Here is a 17454-nt window from a genome sequence, read left to right as displayed (position 1 = left end):
CGATCGAGAACCCCCCACCGTCACGAACCAATATGCCCGCGCAACTCCATTAATCAAAATAGTTTATTAGATCAGCTTTGTGGTTTCACTAATCCTGTGTCTGCGGCGCAACACCCGGGTCAACCGAAAAGGCTGATCCGGTCATATTTGTAGTTTTCGTGACACAATTAGCCTGCTCTGCACTTGCGTCAGAGCAGAGTTGCGTGGACTATGCCCCCAAACAAACGATCGGAAAGAGAATCAGCCTGCGGGAGTGACGCTGTGTCCGCGACGAGGAAAGAGGGGGCGCGCCTGCGCACCATCGGTAACCTGGATATCATCAGGCGATTCACCTGGGAGATATCGTCGATTAATATGTATCTTGAGGAGCTGCGTCAGTTCTGGGCGAGGACGCTCGGCATCAGCGGGCCGCAATGGCTGATCCTGATGGCCATCTCGGATCTCGACAAGGACGACGGCATTCCAGTCAACGTCGTGTCCAAGCTCCTCCACGTCGATCCGTCCTTCGTCACCACCCAGTCCAAGCTGCTGGAAAAGAAGGGCTTGTTGCGCCGCCGCCCCTCGCCGACCGACGCGCGCGTGGTCCGGCTGTCCCTGACCGAGAAGACGCAGAAACACCTGGCGAGCCTCAACGAGCAGTACAAGACCATCAAGGAATTCGTCTTCCAGGAGTTTGACGAGGCTGAACTCGCCGAATTCACCACCAAGCTCGCGACGCTGAAAACCCGGCTGGAAAAGGCCTGCGTCCGCCTCAGCCTGGACCTCTGACGGCTGACCTAGATTCGCCCGGCGCCGCCGAGCCGCGATTCCAGCCAGTCGAAGATATACTCGTTGGCAATGCTCGGATTGTCGGCGTGGGCCTGCGCCGCGCCGGTTTCTGCCGCGGTGAACACTTTCAGCGTGACATCCGAGCTGCCGAGCCGGGAGTTCCGGACGAGCTGACGCGCCCGGTCGGCCTTGAGCCAGCCGTTCTCGCCGAGCGTGATCAGCACCGGGCAATCGGCGCTGGAGGCCATCAGCGGCGCATGCGGCACGGGGACGATGCTGACGTCGCTCATCGCAAATCGGCTGGCGAAGAAAGCCCGCTCGTGCAGGTCCCACAGGCCGCCGTCGCAGACGGCGGCGGCAAGCCGCGGCTCCTGCAGCACCGCGCGCGCCACGAAGGAGGAGCCCCAGCCATCGGCGATGATTCCGACGCGCGCGAAGTCGACGTCCTGCCGCGTCTCCAGATAGTCCATGACGCAGGGGATCGCGCTCTCGAGATCCTTGCGCCGCAACAGCGCGTCGAGAAAATCGTCGCGCTGGTCACCGAACAGGTCGAGCGCCAGCATCGAGAAGCCGCGCTCGCGCGCGTGCGGCTCGAGCTTGAACAGAAATTCTTCCTTACGGTGGCCGGGCTCACCGATGCAGATCACGGTCGGCGCCGGCTCCTTTGCCGGTGACGCAGGCAGGAAGTATCCCTGCAGCGAATGCCCTTCGAACCAGGGTATCGTCACCGCCTCGCCGGCCGGGCTACGCGCGGTGAGGTAGCTGCGCGCGCATTCCTGCGTGGCCAACACCGCCACCCAGCGGCGCTCGTCGGCGGCGTCGAGCGGCATCGTTGCGGTCCCATAATAGTTCATGGCGCGCAGCCAATTGCGCTGCGCACTGGCGCGGTGGCCCTCCGCGAACGCAGCCTCCGCGCGCTGCCGATTGGTCTGCGCCAGCTTCTTCCACTCGCGGTGCCAGGAGCGGTCGTCGTCGGGCTTCAGCTGCCGCGCGATCATCAGGCATTCCGCGATCGTGGCGCCGCCCTCCTGGGCCGCCGTGAGCAGCCGCGTGAACTCAGCTGAAATGTCCTCTCGCTCCGGGCAAAAGGTCCAGTCGTCGGAGAGGCATGCGGGCATCATCGAAAGCTACGCTCTAATCGTCGCGTTACGCCGATTGACTAAACCATTTCAGATCGCCGACCAAGCCGCCTCGCGCGCCGTTACAGGCATTTGAGATCAACATCGCTTGAACAATCGTCATGACGGATGGGTGACATTCCGGCAGCTCATGGTGCGCGACGAGCATTGGCAGCAGCTGACACTTAGAATTGTCCGAGCATCTCTTGCCATGACGAGCATCATACCCATATTAGCGCGCCTCGTTGGCGTGCTAATGAATATGCCCCCTAGCGGCGGCGTGCGCGCACGCCTCTCCTTCGAGACGGCGCTGACGCGCCTCCTCGGGCTCTCGGGTGCGATGGGTCGGCGCCGCGGCGGCGGCCTCAACCAAGCCGCCAGCCGACCTCCTGCGTAAAACTTTCGTAGAAGGCACGGTCGTAAGCCTGCTCCGGCGTGGCGCGCACGCGCTCGTCGAGGCGCTCGGCATCCTTGCCGACGAGGATGCGCCAACGCTCCGCCTTGACGCCGTCCAGAATGATCTTCGCCGCCTGCGCGGCGGTGGTCGGCGCGTCCTCCAGGAAGCTGCGGGCGCGCTCGGCGAACGCGGCCTGGATGTCCTCGTCCGACATCTTGTCGGCATCCGGCACGCCGGCCGCGGCCATGCGCTTGCGAGTCAGCGCCACCTCGTCCGCGTTGAGCCGCTCCGAGCCGTCGCCGCTCTGCACCTTGCGCGAATTGGAGACGATCGACGTGCCGATGTGGCCGGGCATCACCACCGAGCATTTGACGTGCGGGGCGTGCAGGCGAAGATCGTTGATCAGCGCTTCGGTAAATCCCTTCACCGCGAACTTGGCGGCGCTGTAGGCGGTGTGCGCCTGCCCCATGCCGATCGAGGCCCAGAAGCCGTTGACGCTGGCGGTGTTGACGATGTGGGCCTCGTCCGCCGCGACCAGCATCGGCAGGAAGGTGCGAACGCCGAGATAGACCCCGCCCCAGCAGATGTTGAAGGTGCGCTCCCATTGCTCGCGGGTGTTGGTGAACAGGCTGCCGCCGCCGCCGATGCCGGCATTGTTGAACAACAGATGGATCCTGTCCGTGTTCTGCTGCTCGGCGATCTCGTCGCGAAACCGCTTCAGGTGATCCTCGATCGCGACGTCGGCGACGTGCGTCGTGACGCGAAGCCCCTGTGGCAGCTTCTCGGCCTCGCAGAGCCGCTTGGTCTCGGCCATCGCCGCTTCCGACACGTCGCACATCGCGACGTTGCAGCCCTCGGCGACGAGCTGCCGTGCGAGCTCGCGCCCCATTCCCGTGCCGCCGCCGGTGATGACTGCGATCTTTCCAGCAAAATCCTTCATGGGACTTCGGTCCCTCCCCTTGTCGGTGTGTTTCTTGGTCACGGCGCCGCTGACGAGGCGCGCGCAAAACTGTAGCAGCGCGACATCCGCGGGTAAAAGCCGTGCGCCGCCATCTTCGCCTTCGGTATTCCGGCGGGCGGACTACGCACGATGCGGCCCCGGCCTTGTGAAGTGGCTCATAGGCGACGCGGCCCGGACAATCGATCATTCCCGGGTGTTTTCCAGCGGGTTCCCCGTATTTGTCCGGCTTCGGGTTAATGGCAGTTTTTTTACAATCCGAATCGCCAAATGGGGGGGTGGACGCTGGGTTGAGTCGGCCAGGCCAGCGTGTTGTTTGCGTGTCACAGGCTCTGGCACTCCGCTTGCATCCTCTTCGTGGTCAGAAACAACCGATGAGGTGATAGGAATGTTCGTGACCGTCGTTGCCGTGCTTTGCCGGCTTGGCGCAGCCAGCTCAGGCAGTTGCGTCGAGGAAATCGTGACCGACAGCAACATGACGCCCGAGATTTCGCTGATGCAGTGCGCGATCGGCGCACAAGCGCCTCTCGCGAAGTGGATGGGCGAGCATCCTATCTATCACGCGAACTGGCGCCTCGAGCGCTACAAATGCGTGCCGGGTCACTATGAGATCAAGGGCCACGCCTAAGGCCCCGCAAAACTACTGGTACCAAGACCACGGATGCCAGAACGACCGATCCAAGAGGAAACGCCCCGGGGGCTGCTTACCCCTCCGTGCGGACATCACCAGCGCCGGGCCGATCGCGGCAGGCGCTCTGCGACAATGATCACGCCCTCCCACTAAGCCACCTCACGCAAGATGATCGCACGTGCCCGCCGCCCTTCCGGCGTCGGCATCAGCGCGAAATTGTGCGGTTGCTCGCGCAGCAGATGCAGCTCGACCGGCACGCCCACCGCCCTCGCCCTTGCGGCAAGATCGACACTGTCGGGATAAAGCAGATCGCGCGTGCCCGAAAAGATCGTCATCGGCGCGAGCGCGTGGAAGTCGCCGTTGAGCGGGCTGACGAAGGCATGGCCGACATCGAGCTCACCGGCATAGAGCCGCGCCGCCTCGACGATGCCCGGAATATCCTGGATCGGATCGCGCGCGGCGATCGGAACCTGCTCCGGACGGCTGACCGAGGCATCGGCCGCGGGCGAGATCAGCAGTAACCGGCTCGGCTGCCCATGACCGCGATCGCGCAGCCATTGGCAGGCGGCGAGCGCAAGCCCAGCGCCGGTCGAATTGCCGACGACCGTCACCTTTGCTTCGCCGGCGTCTTCCAGCAGCATGCGCAGCAGCTCGGCCGTCGCCGGCACGACATCCTTGGCGGTCGCCCGCGGCGCCAGCGGGTAGACCGGCACGACGCAGCAGACGCGCGCTTTGCGCGTCATCTCCCCGACGAAGCGCCAATGCGCCGGCACGATCTCGTTGATGTAGCCGCCGCCATGCAGAAACATGACGTAGTTGCAGCCCTCGTGTCCCGACGATGGCGCGGTGTAATACACCGGCCAGCCGCCCATCTTGGTCAGCGTTACCTCGACATCGCGGCCGAGCCCGATCGGCTCATGAGAGGCCGGCGCCAGCGCCAGCTTCTGCACGCGCGCCTGCACCGCTTCGGCGGATGCGAGCTGCGCCTTGTACGGCAGCTGTTGCAGCAGCAGGTTGAAGGCGCGGCTCTGCAGGCTCGGGGCGGGATCGCGAGGCGCCCGCGCGCCAAACACGCAGCTGCCCGGACAGAATTGAAAGGCCGACACAAGTCTTGCAACGCTCATCGCCACATCCCCCATCCGGCTGTTTCGACCCGGCGACGAAGAGGGTTGCCGACCCGCCGCCATTGGTCGATATAATGCGAGCATTCACTCGCTTTTCCTACTCGCATTCAGATCACAAATCCGTGGCCCGCAAACCGTCCACAACACCCCGGAAAAATGCCTCGCAGGAGCGATCCCGCGCCACCGTCGACGCGCTGGTCGAGGCAACTGCTCGCATTCTGGTCAAGGAAGGATTTGAGAAGACCAGCACCAACCGTATCGCCGAGATCGCCGGCGTCAGCGTCGGCTCGCTCTACCAATATTTTCCCAGCAAGGAGGCGCTCGTCGCCGCCGTGATCGACCGCCACAACGATAAGATCATGAATGTCGTCCGCGCCGCCTTCGCAGAGGTCGCCGACCTCTCGATCGAGAAGGCCGTGCGCCGCCTCGTCACGGTCGCGATCGAGGCCCATCACATCGACCCGAACCTGCACCGCGTCCTGGCCGAGCAGATCCCCCGCTCCGGCCACCTCGCCGAGGTCGAAGCCTACAGCCACGAAATCCACGCCCTCGTGCGCGCCTATCTCGAACGCCACCGCAAGGAGATGCGCAAGATCGACCCCGCGCTCGCAGCGTTCATGTGCGTGAGCGCGATCGAAGCCATCGCGCACAACACGGTGCTGAACGGAGAGATGCTGTCGGAGAAGACGGTGAAGGTGCTGGTGGACGAAACGACGCGGATGGTGGTGGGGTATTTGAGGTAGCGGAGCCTGAGACTACGGAAATCGGTGACAGCGCGCCCATTTGGATGAGGCAGCGTCCTGCGCCCTGAGAGGCGCGCCAGTTGAATGCACTGTCACCGTAATGTCCGAACACGACGGATCGAGGAAGCGGCCACTTCGCCAGGCCCGATGACACAGCGCGCGCGTTTGCTCGGGACCAAGTTACCATGCGTAGGACCGAGGCTCTCGGCGGGCCAATTGACTCAGGTCAATATCCCGCTGGCCTCAGCGCGCCAACATTGTCATATGGGTGTCATATTGTCTGCCATCCAGCGTGAGCGGTCCCGGCGGAGTACCGGAGCGCGGACATCGATCGTGAATCGTGACACGACGGAAAGCGAAATGAAGCTCGCGCTTGCGCTGCCACCACCGCAACGTGATTTGCGTCTCGACCTGTTTCGCGGCCTCGCCAACTGGGCGATGTTTCTCGGCCATGTGCCCGGCACGGTGCTGGTGTGGTGTTCGTTCCGGAATTATGGATTCAGCGACGGGGCCGACCTGTTCGTGTTCATCTCCGGCTACACCTCGGCGCTGGTTTATACCCGAAAGATGGAGCGAGGCTTTGTGTTCGGAACGAGCAGGCTCTTCAGGCGCGTATGGCAAATCTACACCGCCCATATCCTGCTATTCATGATCTACCTGGCTTTCATCCATTTCCTGTCGGAGAGGTTCAACGCGCCTGATCTGGTCGATCTGTTCAACGCCGGACCGGTCACCAGCGCGCCGGTCGAGATGATGACGCAGGGGCTTTTGCTGCGATACAAGCCTCTGAACTTGGACGTGCTGCCGCTCTACGTCGTCTTGATGGGCCTGTTTCCTCCGATCCTCTGGTTGATGTTGAGATTTCCCGACGCCGTCATGATCGGGTCGGTGCTGTTGTATCTGGCTGCGCGGCAATTCCATTGGAACCTGCCTTCCTATCCGTCGGGAAGCTGGTACTTCAATCCGCTGGCGTGGCAGCTTCTGTTTGTGACGGGCGCATGGCTCGCGTTGACGGGTGCGGGACGCCTGCATTTTCTGCTGCGATCCAGGGTCGTGCTGGTGGTTGCGATTGCCTATTTGATTTTTGCGGCGCTGATGACCTTAGCTGCTCACCAGCCTCAGCTCCGGGCCTTGTTTGGGCCTGCCGTGTTCGAGCTTTTCAATCCCAACGACAAGACCAATCTGGCGCCCTACCGCTATCTTCATTTGATGGTGCTGATTATCCTTGGTGCCCGGTTCATACCGATCGATGCGCGCGGGCTACGAGCCACCATCTTGCGACCCCTGGTAAAGTGCGGCCAGCAGTCCCTCGAAGTGTTCTGTGTGGGCATTCTCCTGGCCTTCATCGGGTACTTCATCCTGCAGTTGGCAGGGAACGGCATCCTCGCCCAACTGCTCGTCGGAGCTGCGGGAATCGCGATCATGACGGCGGTTGCCTACTACAGATCCTGGTCAAAGCGAGTGGAGAAACCTTCACATGAGAGTCCGGTGGATGGACAGAGGGCGCCGGAAAGCACCGGCCCCCTCGAGCATCTTGTACTGCGCGCCGCCGGAACGGCGCCGCAGGTCGCTCGCGGGACGGATAAGCAGCAGCCGTTAACGGAAGTTTGACAACCGCGCCGGCCGTCAAGACCGCGATCGAGGCCCATTCCCATCGACCCGAATCTGCACCGCGTCCTCGCCGAGCAGATCCCCCGCTCCAGCCAGCTCGTCGAGGTCGAAGCCTACAGCCACGAAATCCACGCCCTCGTGCGCGCCTATCTCGAACGCCACCGCAAGGAGATGCGCAAGCTTGACCCCGCGCTCGCAGCATTCATGTACGTGAGCACGATCGAAGCCATCGCGCACAACACGGTGCCGAACGGAGAGATGGCGTCGGAGAAGATGGTGAAGGTGCTGGTCGACGAGACGACGCGGATGGTGGTGGGGTATTTGAGGTAGGTGGGCGTCAAACCAGGGCACTTATGACGCTCCGCAGCGCCGATCATGTCGGCGGGCAGACGAAGGCCGTCAGGCCTCCTTCTTTTTCACGCTGATATTTCCGTCGCCCTCGATATAGGCCTCTACGACGTCCGAGGGGCTCGCTATGCCCTCCTCGCGAAGTTTGCTCATCAACTCATCCATCGTCACCAGTTCCTGCCGCATGTGGCGGCGAAGGACCTGCCCGTTCTTGATGAGGAGGAGCGGCGCCGGGCGGGCAAGCCGCTCCACGAACGGCACGTGATACCCGACCCAGTCGATTGCAAGATTCCAGAAAATGATGGTGGCGACGAGCACGATACCTTCCGTGATCGAGTGGTATTCACCCGCCATGCCATTCTGCGCCGCGTCTGCCAGCAGGACGACGAGAAGCAGATCGGGGATGCTGAGCCCGCCGGTTTGACGCTTCAGAATGAAGCGCATCAACGTGAAGATGCCGAGATACATGATGGTGCCCCGCACGATCATTTCCATGACGGAATGCGTCGGGACGAAGATCTCGCTCCACGATAGCTGAAACATGCTGCCCTCGCCCAATGGAAGCGTCCTGATGCCGCGTATCGAAACTCTTATCGGACCCGAACGGTTTCGGAATTGCGAGGAGGATGGTCAAGATTTGAGCCTCTCGGCGACAGCTCGATCGTCATTGTCCTCCGGACGATCCGCTCCTTACCCCTGTCCGACGCGTCGATTCGGAAAAACCATATGACTCAATGACATCGCTACTGTGCATGGGGTTGTTTTCGACGTTTGTATCGCCCGCCGCAGGCCGCGCGTCCGGTCACAGGCGTCCCTCGCGGCCCGGAGCAGGCTCCGCGCCGACAATCACCCCACCCGACAGATGCGTTGAAAAAAATGGTCGGAGCGAGAGGATTTGAACCTCCGACCCCTAGTCTCCCAGACTAGTGCGCTAACCGGGCTGCGCCACGCTCCGAATGCCGTTCCATTAGCTAGGATCGCCGCTTTGCGCAAGGCGAGGCGGCAGCATTTTGCTGTATCCGTCCCAACCTCCCGGAACTGCCCGTAAAGCCGGCGAGCCCGCCCCTAGCCGTCCTTCAGGGCCTGATCCAGCATCTCCCGGCAGGCGACGAGGTCGGCCAGCGCCCGACCCAGCCGCTCGCGGTCGAGCGCGCTGGGGCCGGCGGGCGCGGCGGCGCCGCCCTTGCGGAAGGTGGTGAGGATCTCTTCGTCGTCGATCTCGGTGAAGCGGAAGTCGATGCCTTCCTCTTCATCGCCCTGGTAGTCGTCGTCGTCGGTGTCGGTGACGCCCTTGATGGGGGCCTCGTCCTCGGGCTCCATCAGGGTCGCGCCGATGGCGTCCTCGATGGCGCCGAAGGAGACTGCGGCCGCGCCGTCGGCGAGGCCCTGCACCGACTTGACGCCGTGCTCCTTCAGAATCCGCTGCACCCCGCGGATGGTGTAGCCCTCGCCGTAGAGCAGCCGGCGGATGCCCTTGAGCAGGTCGACGTCGTCGGGACGGTAATAGCGGCGGCCGCCGCTGCGCTTCATCGGCTTGATCTGGGAGAAGCGGGTCTCCCAGAACCGCAGCACGTGCTGCGGAATGTCGAGTTCCTGCGCTACTTCGCTGATGGTTCGGAACGCATCCGGCGCCTTGTCCAAAGGCCAGTCCTTTCCGAAAGGCGGTTACGCCTCTTCTTGAGCCTTGGTGGCATCGCCGTTGGTGCGGTGTTGGGCGTTGATCCGCTGCTTCAGGATCGCCGACGGCTTGAACACCATGACGCGGCGCGGCGAGATCGGCACCTCGGTGCCGGTCTTCGGGTTGCGGCCGATGCGCTGGCCCTTCTTGCGCACCATGAAGGAGCCGAACGAGGACAATTTCACCGTCTCGCCCTTCTCCAGGCAGTCGGTGATCTCCTTCAGCACGAGTTCCACGAAGGCAGACGATTCCGTGCGCGACAGGCCCACCTTCTGGTAGACGGCTTCGCACAGATCGACACGCGTTACGGTTTTGCTGCTCTCGCTCATCGCCCTGCCCCACCTCACGGCGAACAATTCTTGTCTGAAATTATGAGCTTACGATAGTGCGGTCAACACCGCACATCAATGCAGACGTCGCGAGAATCGGCTCTGATTCCGGCAAAATTTTATCGGTGTGGCTTACCAGCGCACCAGCGCGGAGCCCCAGGTGAAGCCGCCACCCATGGCCTCCAGCAGGACCATGTCGCCCTTCTTGATGCGGCCGTCCTTGCGCGCCACCGAGAGCGCCAGCGGGATCGAGGCGGCCGAGGTGTTGCCGTGACGGTCGACCGTCAGCACCACCTTCTCCGGCGCGATGTGCAGCTTGTGCGCGGAAGCGTCGATGATTCGCTTGTTGGCCTGGTGCGGCACGAACCAGTCGATGCCGTCGGCATTGAGCCCGGTCGCCGCAAAAGCATCGACGATGACGTCGGTGATCATGCCGACCGCATGCTTGAAGACCTCGCGGCCCTCCATGCGCAGATGGCCGACGGTCTGGGTCGAGGACGGCCCGCCGTCGACGAACAGCTTTGCCTTGTGGCGGCCGTCGGAGCGCAAGTGGGTGGTGACGATGCCGCGGTCGGTCGCGGCATGGCCGGGCTGCTCCTGCGCCTCCAGCACCACGGCGCCGGCGCCGTCGCCGAACAGCACGCAGGTGCCGCGATCGTTCCAGTCGAGGATGCGCGAAAAGGTCTCCGCGCCGATCACCAGCGCGCGCTTGTAGGCGCCGGTGCGCAGGAAATTGTCGGCGGTGGCGAGCGCGAACACGAAGCCCGAGCACACCGCCTGCAGATCGAACGCCGCGCCATGATTGATGCCGAGCCCGTGCTGCACGGCGACCGCGGTCGCAGGGAAGGTGTTGTCGGGCGTCGAGGTCGCCAGCACGATCAGCTCGATCGATTGGGCGTCCACGCCGGCGTCGTTGAGCGCGGCCTGCGCCGCCCGGAGCGCCAGATGCGAGGTGAACTCGCCCTCGGCCGCGATGTGCCGCTCGCGAATGCCGGTGCGCTGCACGATCCACTCGTCGGAGGTATCGATGCGCGCCGCCAATTGGGCGTTGGTCACCACCTGCTCCGGCAGATAAGAGCCGCAGCCGAGCACGACCGAACGAATCTGAGTCACGAAACATCCTCCGGCGCGGGCTGCACGAATTTGAGTGCACCACCCTCGCGGTTGAGCATCTGATTGATCTTGTTCAGGAGATCGTAGTGAGCCATCTCATAGCCAACATCGATCGCATAGGCAAAGCCTTCGGCGTTGGTTCCGCCGTGGCTCTTGACCACCACACCGTTCAGTCCCAGCAGCACGCCACCATTGGACTTGTTGGGGTCCATCTTATCGCGCAGGGCCTGGAAGGCGCTGCGGGCGAAGAGGTAGCCGAGCTTGGACATCCAGCTCCGCTGCATCTCGTGACGAAGCAATTCCGCCATCTGCCGTGCGGTTCCCTCGGCCGCCTTCAGCGCGATGTTGCCGCTGAAGCCTTCGGTGACGATCACGTCGGCGAGCCCTTTGCCGATGCCGTCGCCCTCGACGAAGCCGATATAGTCGAGCTCCGGCAGGTTCCGCGCCCGCAGGATCTCGCTGGCCTCGCGGATCTCCTCGTGCCCCTTGATCTCCTCGGCGCCGATATTGAGCAGACCGACCGTGGGCCGGGTCTTGTTGAACAGCACGCTCGCCTTGGCCGCGCCCATCACCGCCATCGAGACCAGGTGGTGGGCATCGCCGCCGAGGGTGGCGCCGAGGTCGAGCACGACGGACTCCCCGCGCAGGGTCGGCCAGATCGCGGAGATCGCCGGCCGGTCGATGCCCGGCAAGGTGCGCAGATGGAAGCGCGCCATCGCCATCAGCGCGCCGGTGTTGCCGGCGGAGATCGCGACATCCGCCTCGCCTTTCTTGACCGCATCGATCGCCAGCCACATCGAGGAGGTCTTGCGGCCGCGCCGCAGCGCCTGGCTCGGCTTGTCCTTCATGCTGACGGCGACGTCGGTATGGACGATCTTGGAGACGGCCTTCAGCTTCGGATGCTGGTCGAGCTCGGGCTCGATCCTGGCGCGGTCGCCGACCAGCAGGAACTCGGTGTCGCGGTGCCGGCCAAACGAGATGGCGGCGCCCGGAATGACCACGGCGGGACCGACATCGCCCCCCATGGCGTCCAGCGCGATGCGAACCTTGCTTGGCATGAAAGTCCTGGAAACCTGGTCTGGTGCGGTCTTGGGATCAGCGGGGCCGCAAAATGGGTTTGCCACCGGGATGGCGACCGGCCAAGCGCAACGCCGCACCCGGACCGGGGCGCGACAATAGCGTTTTGTACCCCCGAAACAACCTCTTGCCCCCAGCCTTTTGCATTCGGGACGATCCGGCCGCCGGCCACGGATTTTGCGAGAAATGCATTGAAATCAGATAGATAAACAGCTGTCTCAAACCATCGAGGCAAATGGCTCGCGTCCCTGGCCAGGCGACCGCAAACGCAAAATGCCCTTCATTGGCCCTTCTTCTTGTCCTGCAATGCCTTCAGCACGGCGAAGGGATGATCCTCGGGGTCGGGAGCGGTGACCTCCGCCTCGAACACGGCCCCCTCCTTGCGCGGATAGGGATCGATCGCCAGGAACAGGACGTCGGTGGCGAGCCGGCCGAGATCGATGATGCCGCCCGTGATCGGCTCGGGCGGGTCGGCAACCTCCGCCGGCGCCTCGGCGTCCTGCCCCTCCTCGATCAGATCGACCAGACGGCGCGCCTCGGCCTCGGGGGCGAACATCAGGTCCACCTCCTCCTCGATCTCGCTCTCGATCGGATCCAGCGTGACCACGCAGTTTTGGCCGATCCGGCCGCGGACGAGGCCGGTGATCTGGACCCGCCCGCCGCTTTTCGGCACGACATCGAAGCTGGCATGGGCGGACAGGACCTCGCGCAGGCCCGCGACCTCCGCCATCGCCTGCCTCTCGGCGGCCGAGGCCTCGAGCTCGCGATGCAGCCCGGCGTCCGGGATCTGCGCAACGATGACGGGCGCCCGCCAGGGATCGGGCTCGGATTCGGTCGTCGGTCGGCTCATGGCGTGACATCCTCTGGCAACGCCGGGGGAAACTTGAAGGACGCGCGCAGCAGCGCGGACTCGTCGGTCCGGCCAAGTTCGGCCTCGCTGGCCCTCGCATAGGCCGCGAGTTGCTTCGCCTGGTCGGAGCCGGTCCCGTTCAAGATATTCTTGCAGATCGCCGCCGCCAGCGCCTCGCCGCCGGCGTCCATCGCTTGGTCATAGGCCTGGACGCGGCCGTAGAAGGCCTCGCCGAAGGCCCGCATCCGCTTCGGCACGGTCTGGTCGCCCACCCCCATCTCGCGCAGATTGTCATCCATATCCTCGCAGAAGCGGTCGAACAGCGCCTGGGACAGCTCGGTGGCGCCCTGAACCGCGCGCAGGCGGCGCAGCAGCAGCCACAGATGCAGCAGCAACAGGTCGAAACGCCCGTTAACCGTATCTGGTACCCCCAAGTCCCGGTAAAACAGGGGTTCTCGCGCCTGCGTCACGATCATGCCATAGATGGCCTCGATGGTGCCGGGCGGGGTTCGCCGGGGTTTCCTGAAGTGATTGAACGGCCAAAGCATTGTGGTTTCCGCAAGCGGGCGCGCGCGAGTTGCATTCAGACGCCCAGCCCGGTACTTCAGCGCCTCGCGCGACGCAAGGGGACGGAATCAGTTCCGCTATGACGACAACGAACGAGATTAGCCTGCGCGCGGACATGCGGCGCGGCCTTCATGCCTGCTGGCGCGGCCTGCGCATGCTCGCGGCCACCGCAATGATCGGCGTGGCCCTTGCAGCCTGCACCGGCGAGCAGTTCCAGAAGGGTTACATTCTGCCGCCCGGCGCGCTCGAGCAGATTCCGATCGGCGCGAGCCAGGATCAGGTGCTGATCGTGATGGGCACGCCCTCGACGGTCGCGACCCTCGACGGTGAAGTGTTCTACTACATCTCGCAGCGCTCGGAGCGCCCAGTCGCCTTCATGAACCAGAAGGTGGTCGATCAGCGCGTCATCGCGGTCTATTTCGACAAGAGCCGGCGCGTGCGCCGGCTTGCGAATTACGGTCTCCAGGACGGCAAGATCTTCGACTTCATCAGCCGCACCACGCCGACGTCGGGTCAGGAGATGAGCTACCTCACACCGCTGTTCAAGCTGCTCAGCTTCAACTGAGGCGGTCGAAGGATTCGATCGAAGCGGCTTGTCGCTTCGCGTCGAAAATGCGCGTCGAACGAGACTCCTGAAGCCGTTTAATTCCATCGCAAGGTATATGGGCTTACGCCTGCGTCGTCGTGCCGCTCTCTGCGCGGCGCTTGTCGTCGCGCGCGACTTGCGGTCGCACGTGCCGTTCCCTACGGTTCCCGCAAAGCAAAAAGCAGGAGTGGATTCGTGCCTAAACCTTTGTTGTCCCGCCGTCGTGTGCTCGCCGGTGCTGCCGGCCTGTCGGCCGCAGCAATTCTGCCGCGATCGAGCCTTGCCGACTGGAAGCCCACTGAAAACGTTCGTCTCATCGTGCCGGCCGCGGCCGGCGGCTCGACCGACGTGATGGGCCGCCTCCTGGCCGCGCATCTGCAAAGCGCCTGGGGTCAGTCGGCCGTCGTGGAAAACCGCTCCGGCGGCGGCGGCACGATCGGCACCGCCGAAGCCGTGCGCGCCAAGCCGGATGGTCACACCATCCTGATCGGCAATCCCGGCCCGAACGCGATCGCCTACAGCATCTTCAAGAACCTCAGCTACAAGCCGGACCAGCTTCAGCCGGTCTCGAACATGATCCGGATTCCGAACATCGTCTCGGCGCATCCGAAGACCGGCATCAAGTCGATTCCCGAGCTGATCGCGTATCTGAAGGCCAATCCGGACAAACTCAGCTACGCCTCCTCCGGCGTCGGCCAGAGCCCTCACCTCACCGGCGCCTGGTTTCTCCAGCTCACCGGCCTGAAGATGACGCACATCCCGTTCCGCGGCGCCGGCCCCGCGCTCCAGGCCGCCCTTGCCGGCGACATCCAGATCCTGTTCGACAATCTCTATCCGACCCTGCCTCAGGTGCAGAGCGGCACGCTCACCGGTCTCTGCGTCACCACGCCCGAGCGCAGCGACCTCGCTAAAGATCTGCCGACCATGCGTGAGAGCGCGCCGGAGCTGGCGAATTTCGACGTCTCCTCCTGGTTCGCCGTCTTCCTGCCGAAGGGCGTCTCGCCCGAGGTGCTGGGCGCGCTCAATCTCCAGGTCAAGGCGATGCTGGAGCGCGACGACGTCAAGAAGCAGATCGCCACCATGGGCGCCCGCGCCGACTACGGCACGCCGGAGCAGTTCGCCACCTTCGTGGACACCGAGACGAAGAAGTTCGCCGGCATCATCCAGAAGGAAGGCCTGCAGATGGACGTGCAGTAGGTCCGTCCCCCGTCATTGCGAGCGAAGCGAAGCATCCAGACTGTCTCTGCGGAACGATTCTGGATTGCTTTGTCGCAAGAGCTCCTCGCAATGACGTGGTGAGTGCGTCGGATCAATAGAACAAAAACCCCGCGGCTCGCACCGCGGGGTTTTCTCTTGTCGCGTCAGCGTGGCTCAGTGCGCCAGGATCGCCAGCAGCAGCAGAGCCACGATGTTGGTGATCTTGATCATCGGGTTCACCGCAGGTCCCGCCGTGTCCTTGTAGGGATCGCCGACGGTGTCGCCGGTCACCGCGGACTTGTGGGCATCAGAGCCCTTGCCGCCGAAATGACCGTCCTCGATGTACTTCTTGGCGTTGTCCCAGGCACCGCCGCCCGAGGTCATGGAGATCGCGACGAACAGGCCAGTCACGATCACACCGAGCAGCATGGCGCCGACGGCCGAGAACGCCGCCGACTTGCCGGCCGCGCCGCCGCCCGCGATCGCATAGATCAGGAAGTAGACGACGATCGGCGACAGCACCGGCAGCAGCGAGGGGATGATCATCTCCTTGATTGCCGCGCGCGTGAGCAGGTCGACCGCCTTGCCGTAGTCAGGCTTGTCGGTGCCCTGCATGATGCCCGGCTTCTCGCGGAATTGCCGACGGACCTCCTCGACGATCGCGCCGGCCGCACGGCCGACCGCGGTCATGCCCATCGCACCGAACAGATACGGCAGCAGACCGCCAAACAGCAGGCCCACCACAACGTAGGGATTGTTCAGTGAGAAGTCCGGATTGACGCCGGCGAAGTAGGGATGCTGCGCGGAGCGGGCCACGAAGAACTTGAGGTCCTCGTTGTAGGCCGCGAACAGCACCAGGGCGCCGAGACCAGCGGAGCCGATCGCGTAGCCTTTGGTGACCGCCTTGGTGGTGTTGCCGACCGCGTCGAGCGCGTCGGTCGACTTGCGCACCTCCTTCGGCAGTCCCGCCATTTCGGCAATGCCGCCGGCATTGTCGGTGACGGGGCCGAAGGCGTCGAGGGCGACGATCATGCCGGCCAGCGCCAGCATGGTGGCGGTCGCGATCGCGATGCCGAACAGCCCGGCGAGGCTGTAGGTGACCAGGATGCCGGCGATGATGACGATCGCAGGCAACGCGGTCGCTTCCATCGAAATGGCGAGGCCCTGGATCACGTTGGTGCCGTGGCCGGTGACCGAGGCCTGGGCGATCGACTTCACCGGACGATAGTCGGTGCCGGTGTAGTATTCGGTGATCCAGATGATCAGCGCGGTGACGACGAGACCGACCACGCCGCACTCGAACAGTGCCAGACCGGTGTAGTTGACGCCCTCGAGCTTGCCGAAGCCGATCAGGTAGTAGATCACCAGGGCGATGCCGATCAGCGACAGGATGCCGGTTGCGATCAGGCCCTTGTAGAGCGCGCCCATGATCGACTGGCTCGGCCCGAGCTTGACGAAGAAGGTGCCGACGATCGAGGTGATGATGCAGATGCCGCCGATCGCGAGCGGCAGCGTCATCATGTTGGCGAGGATCGGCGTCTTGGCGAAGAAGATCGCCGCCAGGACCATGGTGGCGACCGCGGTCACCGCATAGGTCTCGAACAGGTCGGCGGCCATGCCGGCGCAGTCGCCGACATTGTCGCCGACGTTGTCCGCGATGGTCGCAGGGTTGCGCGGGTCGTCCTCGGGAATGCCGGCCTCGACCTTGCCGACGAGGTCGCCGCCGACGTCGGCACCCTTGGTGAAGATGCCGCCGCCGAGACGGGCGAAGATCGAGATCAGCGAGGCGCCGAAGCCGAGCGCCACCAGGGCGTCGACGACGACGCGGCTATCGGGCGCGAGCTTCAGCGAATGGACCAGGAAGCCGAAATAGAGGGTCACGCCAAGCAGCGCGAGACCGGCGACCAGAAGTCCGGTGATGGCGCCCGCCTTGAAGGCGAGCTCCAGGCCGCCGGCGAGCGACGTCGTCGCGGCCTGGGCGGTGCGCACATTGGCGCGGACCGAGACGTTCATGCCGATGAAGCCCGCAGCGCCGGACAGGATCGCGCCGATGGCGAAACCGATGGCGACATAGAGGCCAAGGAAATAGGCAAGCAGCACGAAGATGACGATACCGACGATACCGATCGTGGTGTACTGGCGCCGCAGATAGGCCTGTGCGCCTTCGCGCACCGCCCCAGCGATCTCCTGCATGCGCGGCGACCCCGCATCCGCGCCCAAGACCGAAGACGTCGCCCAAATCGCGTAGACGACGGAAAGCGCTCCGCAGAGCACTATCAACCATAATGCTGTCATGTGATGTTGCCTCAGATCCTTGATGTACCCCCGGCGCCTTTTGTGTTCCGTCGTGCGGTGCGGC

The 17454-nt window shown here is 64.0% G+C and carries 18 protein-coding genes and 1 tRNA gene; 7 read left to right on the top strand and 12 right to left on the bottom strand.

Features of this window, described 5'->3' with window-relative positions; translation table 11 throughout:
* The first annotated feature begins 261 nt into the window (after positions 1 to 261).
* The gene (locus tag AC24YW_RS19980) at positions 262 to 768 is read left to right on the top strand and encodes a MarR family winged helix-turn-helix transcriptional regulator (RefSeq protein ID WP_036010395.1); all 507 of its coding nucleotides are present in this window, start codon (positions 262 to 264) and stop codon (positions 766 to 768) included.
* An 8-nt stretch (positions 769 to 776) separates the two neighbouring features.
* Here the strand turns inward: AC24YW_RS19980 and AC24YW_RS19975 are convergent, their stop codons facing one another.
* Together AC24YW_RS19975 and AC24YW_RS19970 are read right to left on the bottom strand one after the other, a co-directional pair.
* Positions 777 to 1889 (bottom strand): alpha/beta hydrolase family protein, encoded by a 1113-nt coding sequence (locus tag AC24YW_RS19975; protein ID WP_487484331.1) that lies wholly within the window; start codon positions 1887 to 1889, stop codon positions 777 to 779.
* A gap of 362 nt (positions 1890 to 2251) precedes the next feature.
* Positions 2252 to 3223: an SDR family NAD(P)-dependent oxidoreductase gene (locus AC24YW_RS19970; protein ID WP_487484330.1), complete on the bottom strand. Its 972-nt coding sequence runs from the start codon at positions 3221 to 3223 to the stop codon at positions 2252 to 2254.
* 406 nt (positions 3224 to 3629) lie between these two features.
* Between AC24YW_RS19970 and AC24YW_RS19965 the strand changes: the two genes are divergently transcribed.
* Complete coding sequence (locus AC24YW_RS19965; protein WP_025036674.1) at positions 3630 to 3869, top strand: hypothetical protein; 240 nt, start codon at positions 3630 to 3632, stop codon at positions 3867 to 3869.
* A 152-nt stretch (positions 3870 to 4021) separates the two neighbouring features.
* Here AC24YW_RS19965 and AC24YW_RS19960 read toward each other — a convergent pair whose 3' ends face one another.
* The gene (locus AC24YW_RS19960; RefSeq protein ID WP_487484329.1) at positions 4022 to 4996 is read right to left on the bottom strand and encodes an alpha/beta hydrolase; all 975 of its coding nucleotides are present in this window, start codon (positions 4994 to 4996) and stop codon (positions 4022 to 4024) included.
* Positions 4997 to 5118: 122 nt separating this feature from the next.
* On the opposite strand from AC24YW_RS19960, the gene AC24YW_RS19955 reads away from it, so the two are divergent.
* From AC24YW_RS19955 to AC24YW_RS19945, 3 genes are all read left to right on the top strand, one after another.
* Positions 5119 to 5739, top strand: a complete 621-nt coding sequence (locus tag AC24YW_RS19955; RefSeq protein ID WP_487484328.1) for a TetR/AcrR family transcriptional regulator — start codon at positions 5119 to 5121, stop codon at positions 5737 to 5739.
* A gap of 360 nt (positions 5740 to 6099) precedes the next feature.
* Positions 6100 to 7350 (top strand): OpgC domain-containing protein, encoded by a 1251-nt coding sequence (locus AC24YW_RS19950; protein WP_487484327.1) that lies wholly within the window; start codon positions 6100 to 6102, stop codon positions 7348 to 7350.
* A gap of 36 nt (positions 7351 to 7386) precedes the next feature.
* On the top strand, positions 7387 to 7680 hold the full coding sequence (locus tag AC24YW_RS19945; RefSeq protein WP_487484624.1) for a hypothetical protein: 294 nt from the start codon (positions 7387 to 7389) through the stop codon (positions 7678 to 7680).
* A gap of 69 nt (positions 7681 to 7749) precedes the next feature.
* Here AC24YW_RS19945 and AC24YW_RS19940 read toward each other — a convergent pair whose 3' ends face one another.
* From AC24YW_RS19940 to AC24YW_RS19905, 8 genes are all read right to left on the bottom strand, one after another.
* Positions 7750 to 8241: a DUF421 domain-containing protein gene (locus AC24YW_RS19940; protein WP_042336754.1), complete on the bottom strand. Its 492-nt coding sequence runs from the start codon at positions 8239 to 8241 to the stop codon at positions 7750 to 7752.
* Between the two features lie 334 nt (positions 8242 to 8575).
* A tRNA-Pro gene (locus tag AC24YW_RS19935) sits at positions 8576 to 8653 on the bottom strand.
* Between the two features lie 110 nt (positions 8654 to 8763).
* Positions 8764 to 9339: a MerR family transcriptional regulator gene (locus AC24YW_RS19930; RefSeq protein WP_487484326.1), complete on the bottom strand. Its 576-nt coding sequence runs from the start codon at positions 9337 to 9339 to the stop codon at positions 8764 to 8766.
* Positions 9340 to 9363: 24 nt separating this feature from the next.
* On the bottom strand, positions 9364 to 9705 hold the full coding sequence (locus AC24YW_RS19925; protein WP_487484325.1) for an integration host factor subunit alpha: 342 nt from the start codon (positions 9703 to 9705) through the stop codon (positions 9364 to 9366).
* Between the two features lie 132 nt (positions 9706 to 9837).
* Positions 9838 to 10818, bottom strand: a complete 981-nt coding sequence (locus tag AC24YW_RS19920) for a beta-ketoacyl-ACP synthase III (RefSeq protein ID WP_487484324.1) — start codon at positions 10816 to 10818, stop codon at positions 9838 to 9840.
* The gene (plsX, locus tag AC24YW_RS19915) at positions 10815 to 11876 is read right to left on the bottom strand and encodes a phosphate acyltransferase PlsX (protein ID WP_487484323.1); all 1062 of its coding nucleotides are present in this window, start codon (positions 11874 to 11876) and stop codon (positions 10815 to 10817) included. The genes AC24YW_RS19920 and plsX overlap by 4 nt, the downstream gene beginning before the upstream one ends.
* Positions 11877 to 12175: 299 nt before the next feature.
* Positions 12176 to 12745, bottom strand: coding sequence for a YceD family protein (locus tag AC24YW_RS19910; protein ID WP_487484322.1), 570 nt, complete (start codon positions 12743 to 12745; stop codon positions 12176 to 12178).
* The gene (locus AC24YW_RS19905) at positions 12742 to 13293 is read right to left on the bottom strand and encodes a ubiquinol-cytochrome C chaperone family protein (protein ID WP_487484321.1); all 552 of its coding nucleotides are present in this window, start codon (positions 13291 to 13293) and stop codon (positions 12742 to 12744) included. The genes AC24YW_RS19910 and AC24YW_RS19905 overlap by 4 nt, the downstream gene beginning before the upstream one ends.
* A gap of 98 nt (positions 13294 to 13391) precedes the next feature.
* Between AC24YW_RS19905 and AC24YW_RS19900 the strand changes: the two genes are divergently transcribed.
* Positions 13392 to 13877, top strand: coding sequence for an outer membrane protein assembly factor BamE (locus AC24YW_RS19900; protein ID WP_487484320.1), 486 nt, complete (start codon positions 13392 to 13394; stop codon positions 13875 to 13877).
* 216 nt (positions 13878 to 14093) lie between these two features.
* Positions 14094 to 15095: a Bug family tripartite tricarboxylate transporter substrate binding protein gene (locus AC24YW_RS19895; protein WP_487484319.1), complete on the top strand. Its 1002-nt coding sequence runs from the start codon at positions 14094 to 14096 to the stop codon at positions 15093 to 15095.
* 174 nt (positions 15096 to 15269) lie between these two features.
* Here the strand turns inward: AC24YW_RS19895 and AC24YW_RS19890 are convergent, their stop codons facing one another.
* A complete protein-coding gene (locus tag AC24YW_RS19890; RefSeq protein ID WP_487484318.1) occupies positions 15270 to 17390 on the bottom strand; it encodes a sodium-translocating pyrophosphatase in 2121 nt (706 codons plus the stop codon).
* Positions 17391 to 17454: the final 64 nt, after the last annotated feature.

It is taken from the genome of Bradyrhizobium sp. USDA3516 (assembly GCF_057651995.1).
The sequence above is the reverse complement of the archived record's forward strand: the minus strand, read 5'-3'. Positions and strand labels throughout refer to the sequence as shown.

Bases quoted from the DNA above. Each gene is read 5' to 3' on its own strand.
- AC24YW_RS19975 (WP_487484331.1), bottom strand. From the start codon at position 1,889: ATGATGCCCGCATGCCTCTCCGACGACTGGACCTTTTGCCCGGAGCGA.
- AC24YW_RS19970 (WP_487484330.1), bottom strand. From the start codon at position 3,223: ATGAAGGATTTTGCTGGAAAGATCGCAGTCATCACCGGCGGCGGCACG.
- AC24YW_RS19965 (WP_025036674.1), top strand. From the start codon at position 3,630: ATGTTCGTGACCGTCGTTGCCGTGCTTTGCCGGCTTGGCGCAGCCAGC.
- AC24YW_RS19960 (WP_487484329.1), bottom strand. From the start codon at position 4,996: ATGAGCGTTGCAAGACTTGTGTCGGCCTTTCAATTCTGTCCGGGCAGC.
- AC24YW_RS19950 (WP_487484327.1), top strand. From the start codon at position 6,100: ATGAAGCTCGCGCTTGCGCTGCCACCACCGCAACGTGATTTGCGTCTC.
- AC24YW_RS19940 (WP_042336754.1), bottom strand. From the start codon at position 8,241: ATGTTTCAGCTATCGTGGAGCGAGATCTTCGTCCCGACGCATTCCGTC.
- AC24YW_RS19925 (WP_487484325.1), bottom strand. From the start codon at position 9,705: ATGAGCGAGAGCAGCAAAACCGTAACGCGTGTCGATCTGTGCGAAGCC.
- plsX (WP_487484323.1), bottom strand. From the start codon at position 11,876: ATGCCAAGCAAGGTTCGCATCGCGCTGGACGCCATGGGGGGCGATGTC.
- AC24YW_RS19910 (WP_487484322.1), bottom strand. From the start codon at position 12,745: ATGAGCCGACCGACGACCGAATCCGAGCCCGATCCCTGGCGGGCGCCC.
- AC24YW_RS19905 (WP_487484321.1), bottom strand. From the start codon at position 13,293: ATGCTTTGGCCGTTCAATCACTTCAGGAAACCCCGGCGAACCCCGCCC.
- AC24YW_RS19900 (WP_487484320.1), top strand. From the start codon at position 13,392: ATGACGACAACGAACGAGATTAGCCTGCGCGCGGACATGCGGCGCGGC.
- AC24YW_RS19890 (WP_487484318.1), bottom strand. From the start codon at position 17,390: ATGACAGCATTATGGTTGATAGTGCTCTGCGGAGCGCTTTCCGTCGTC.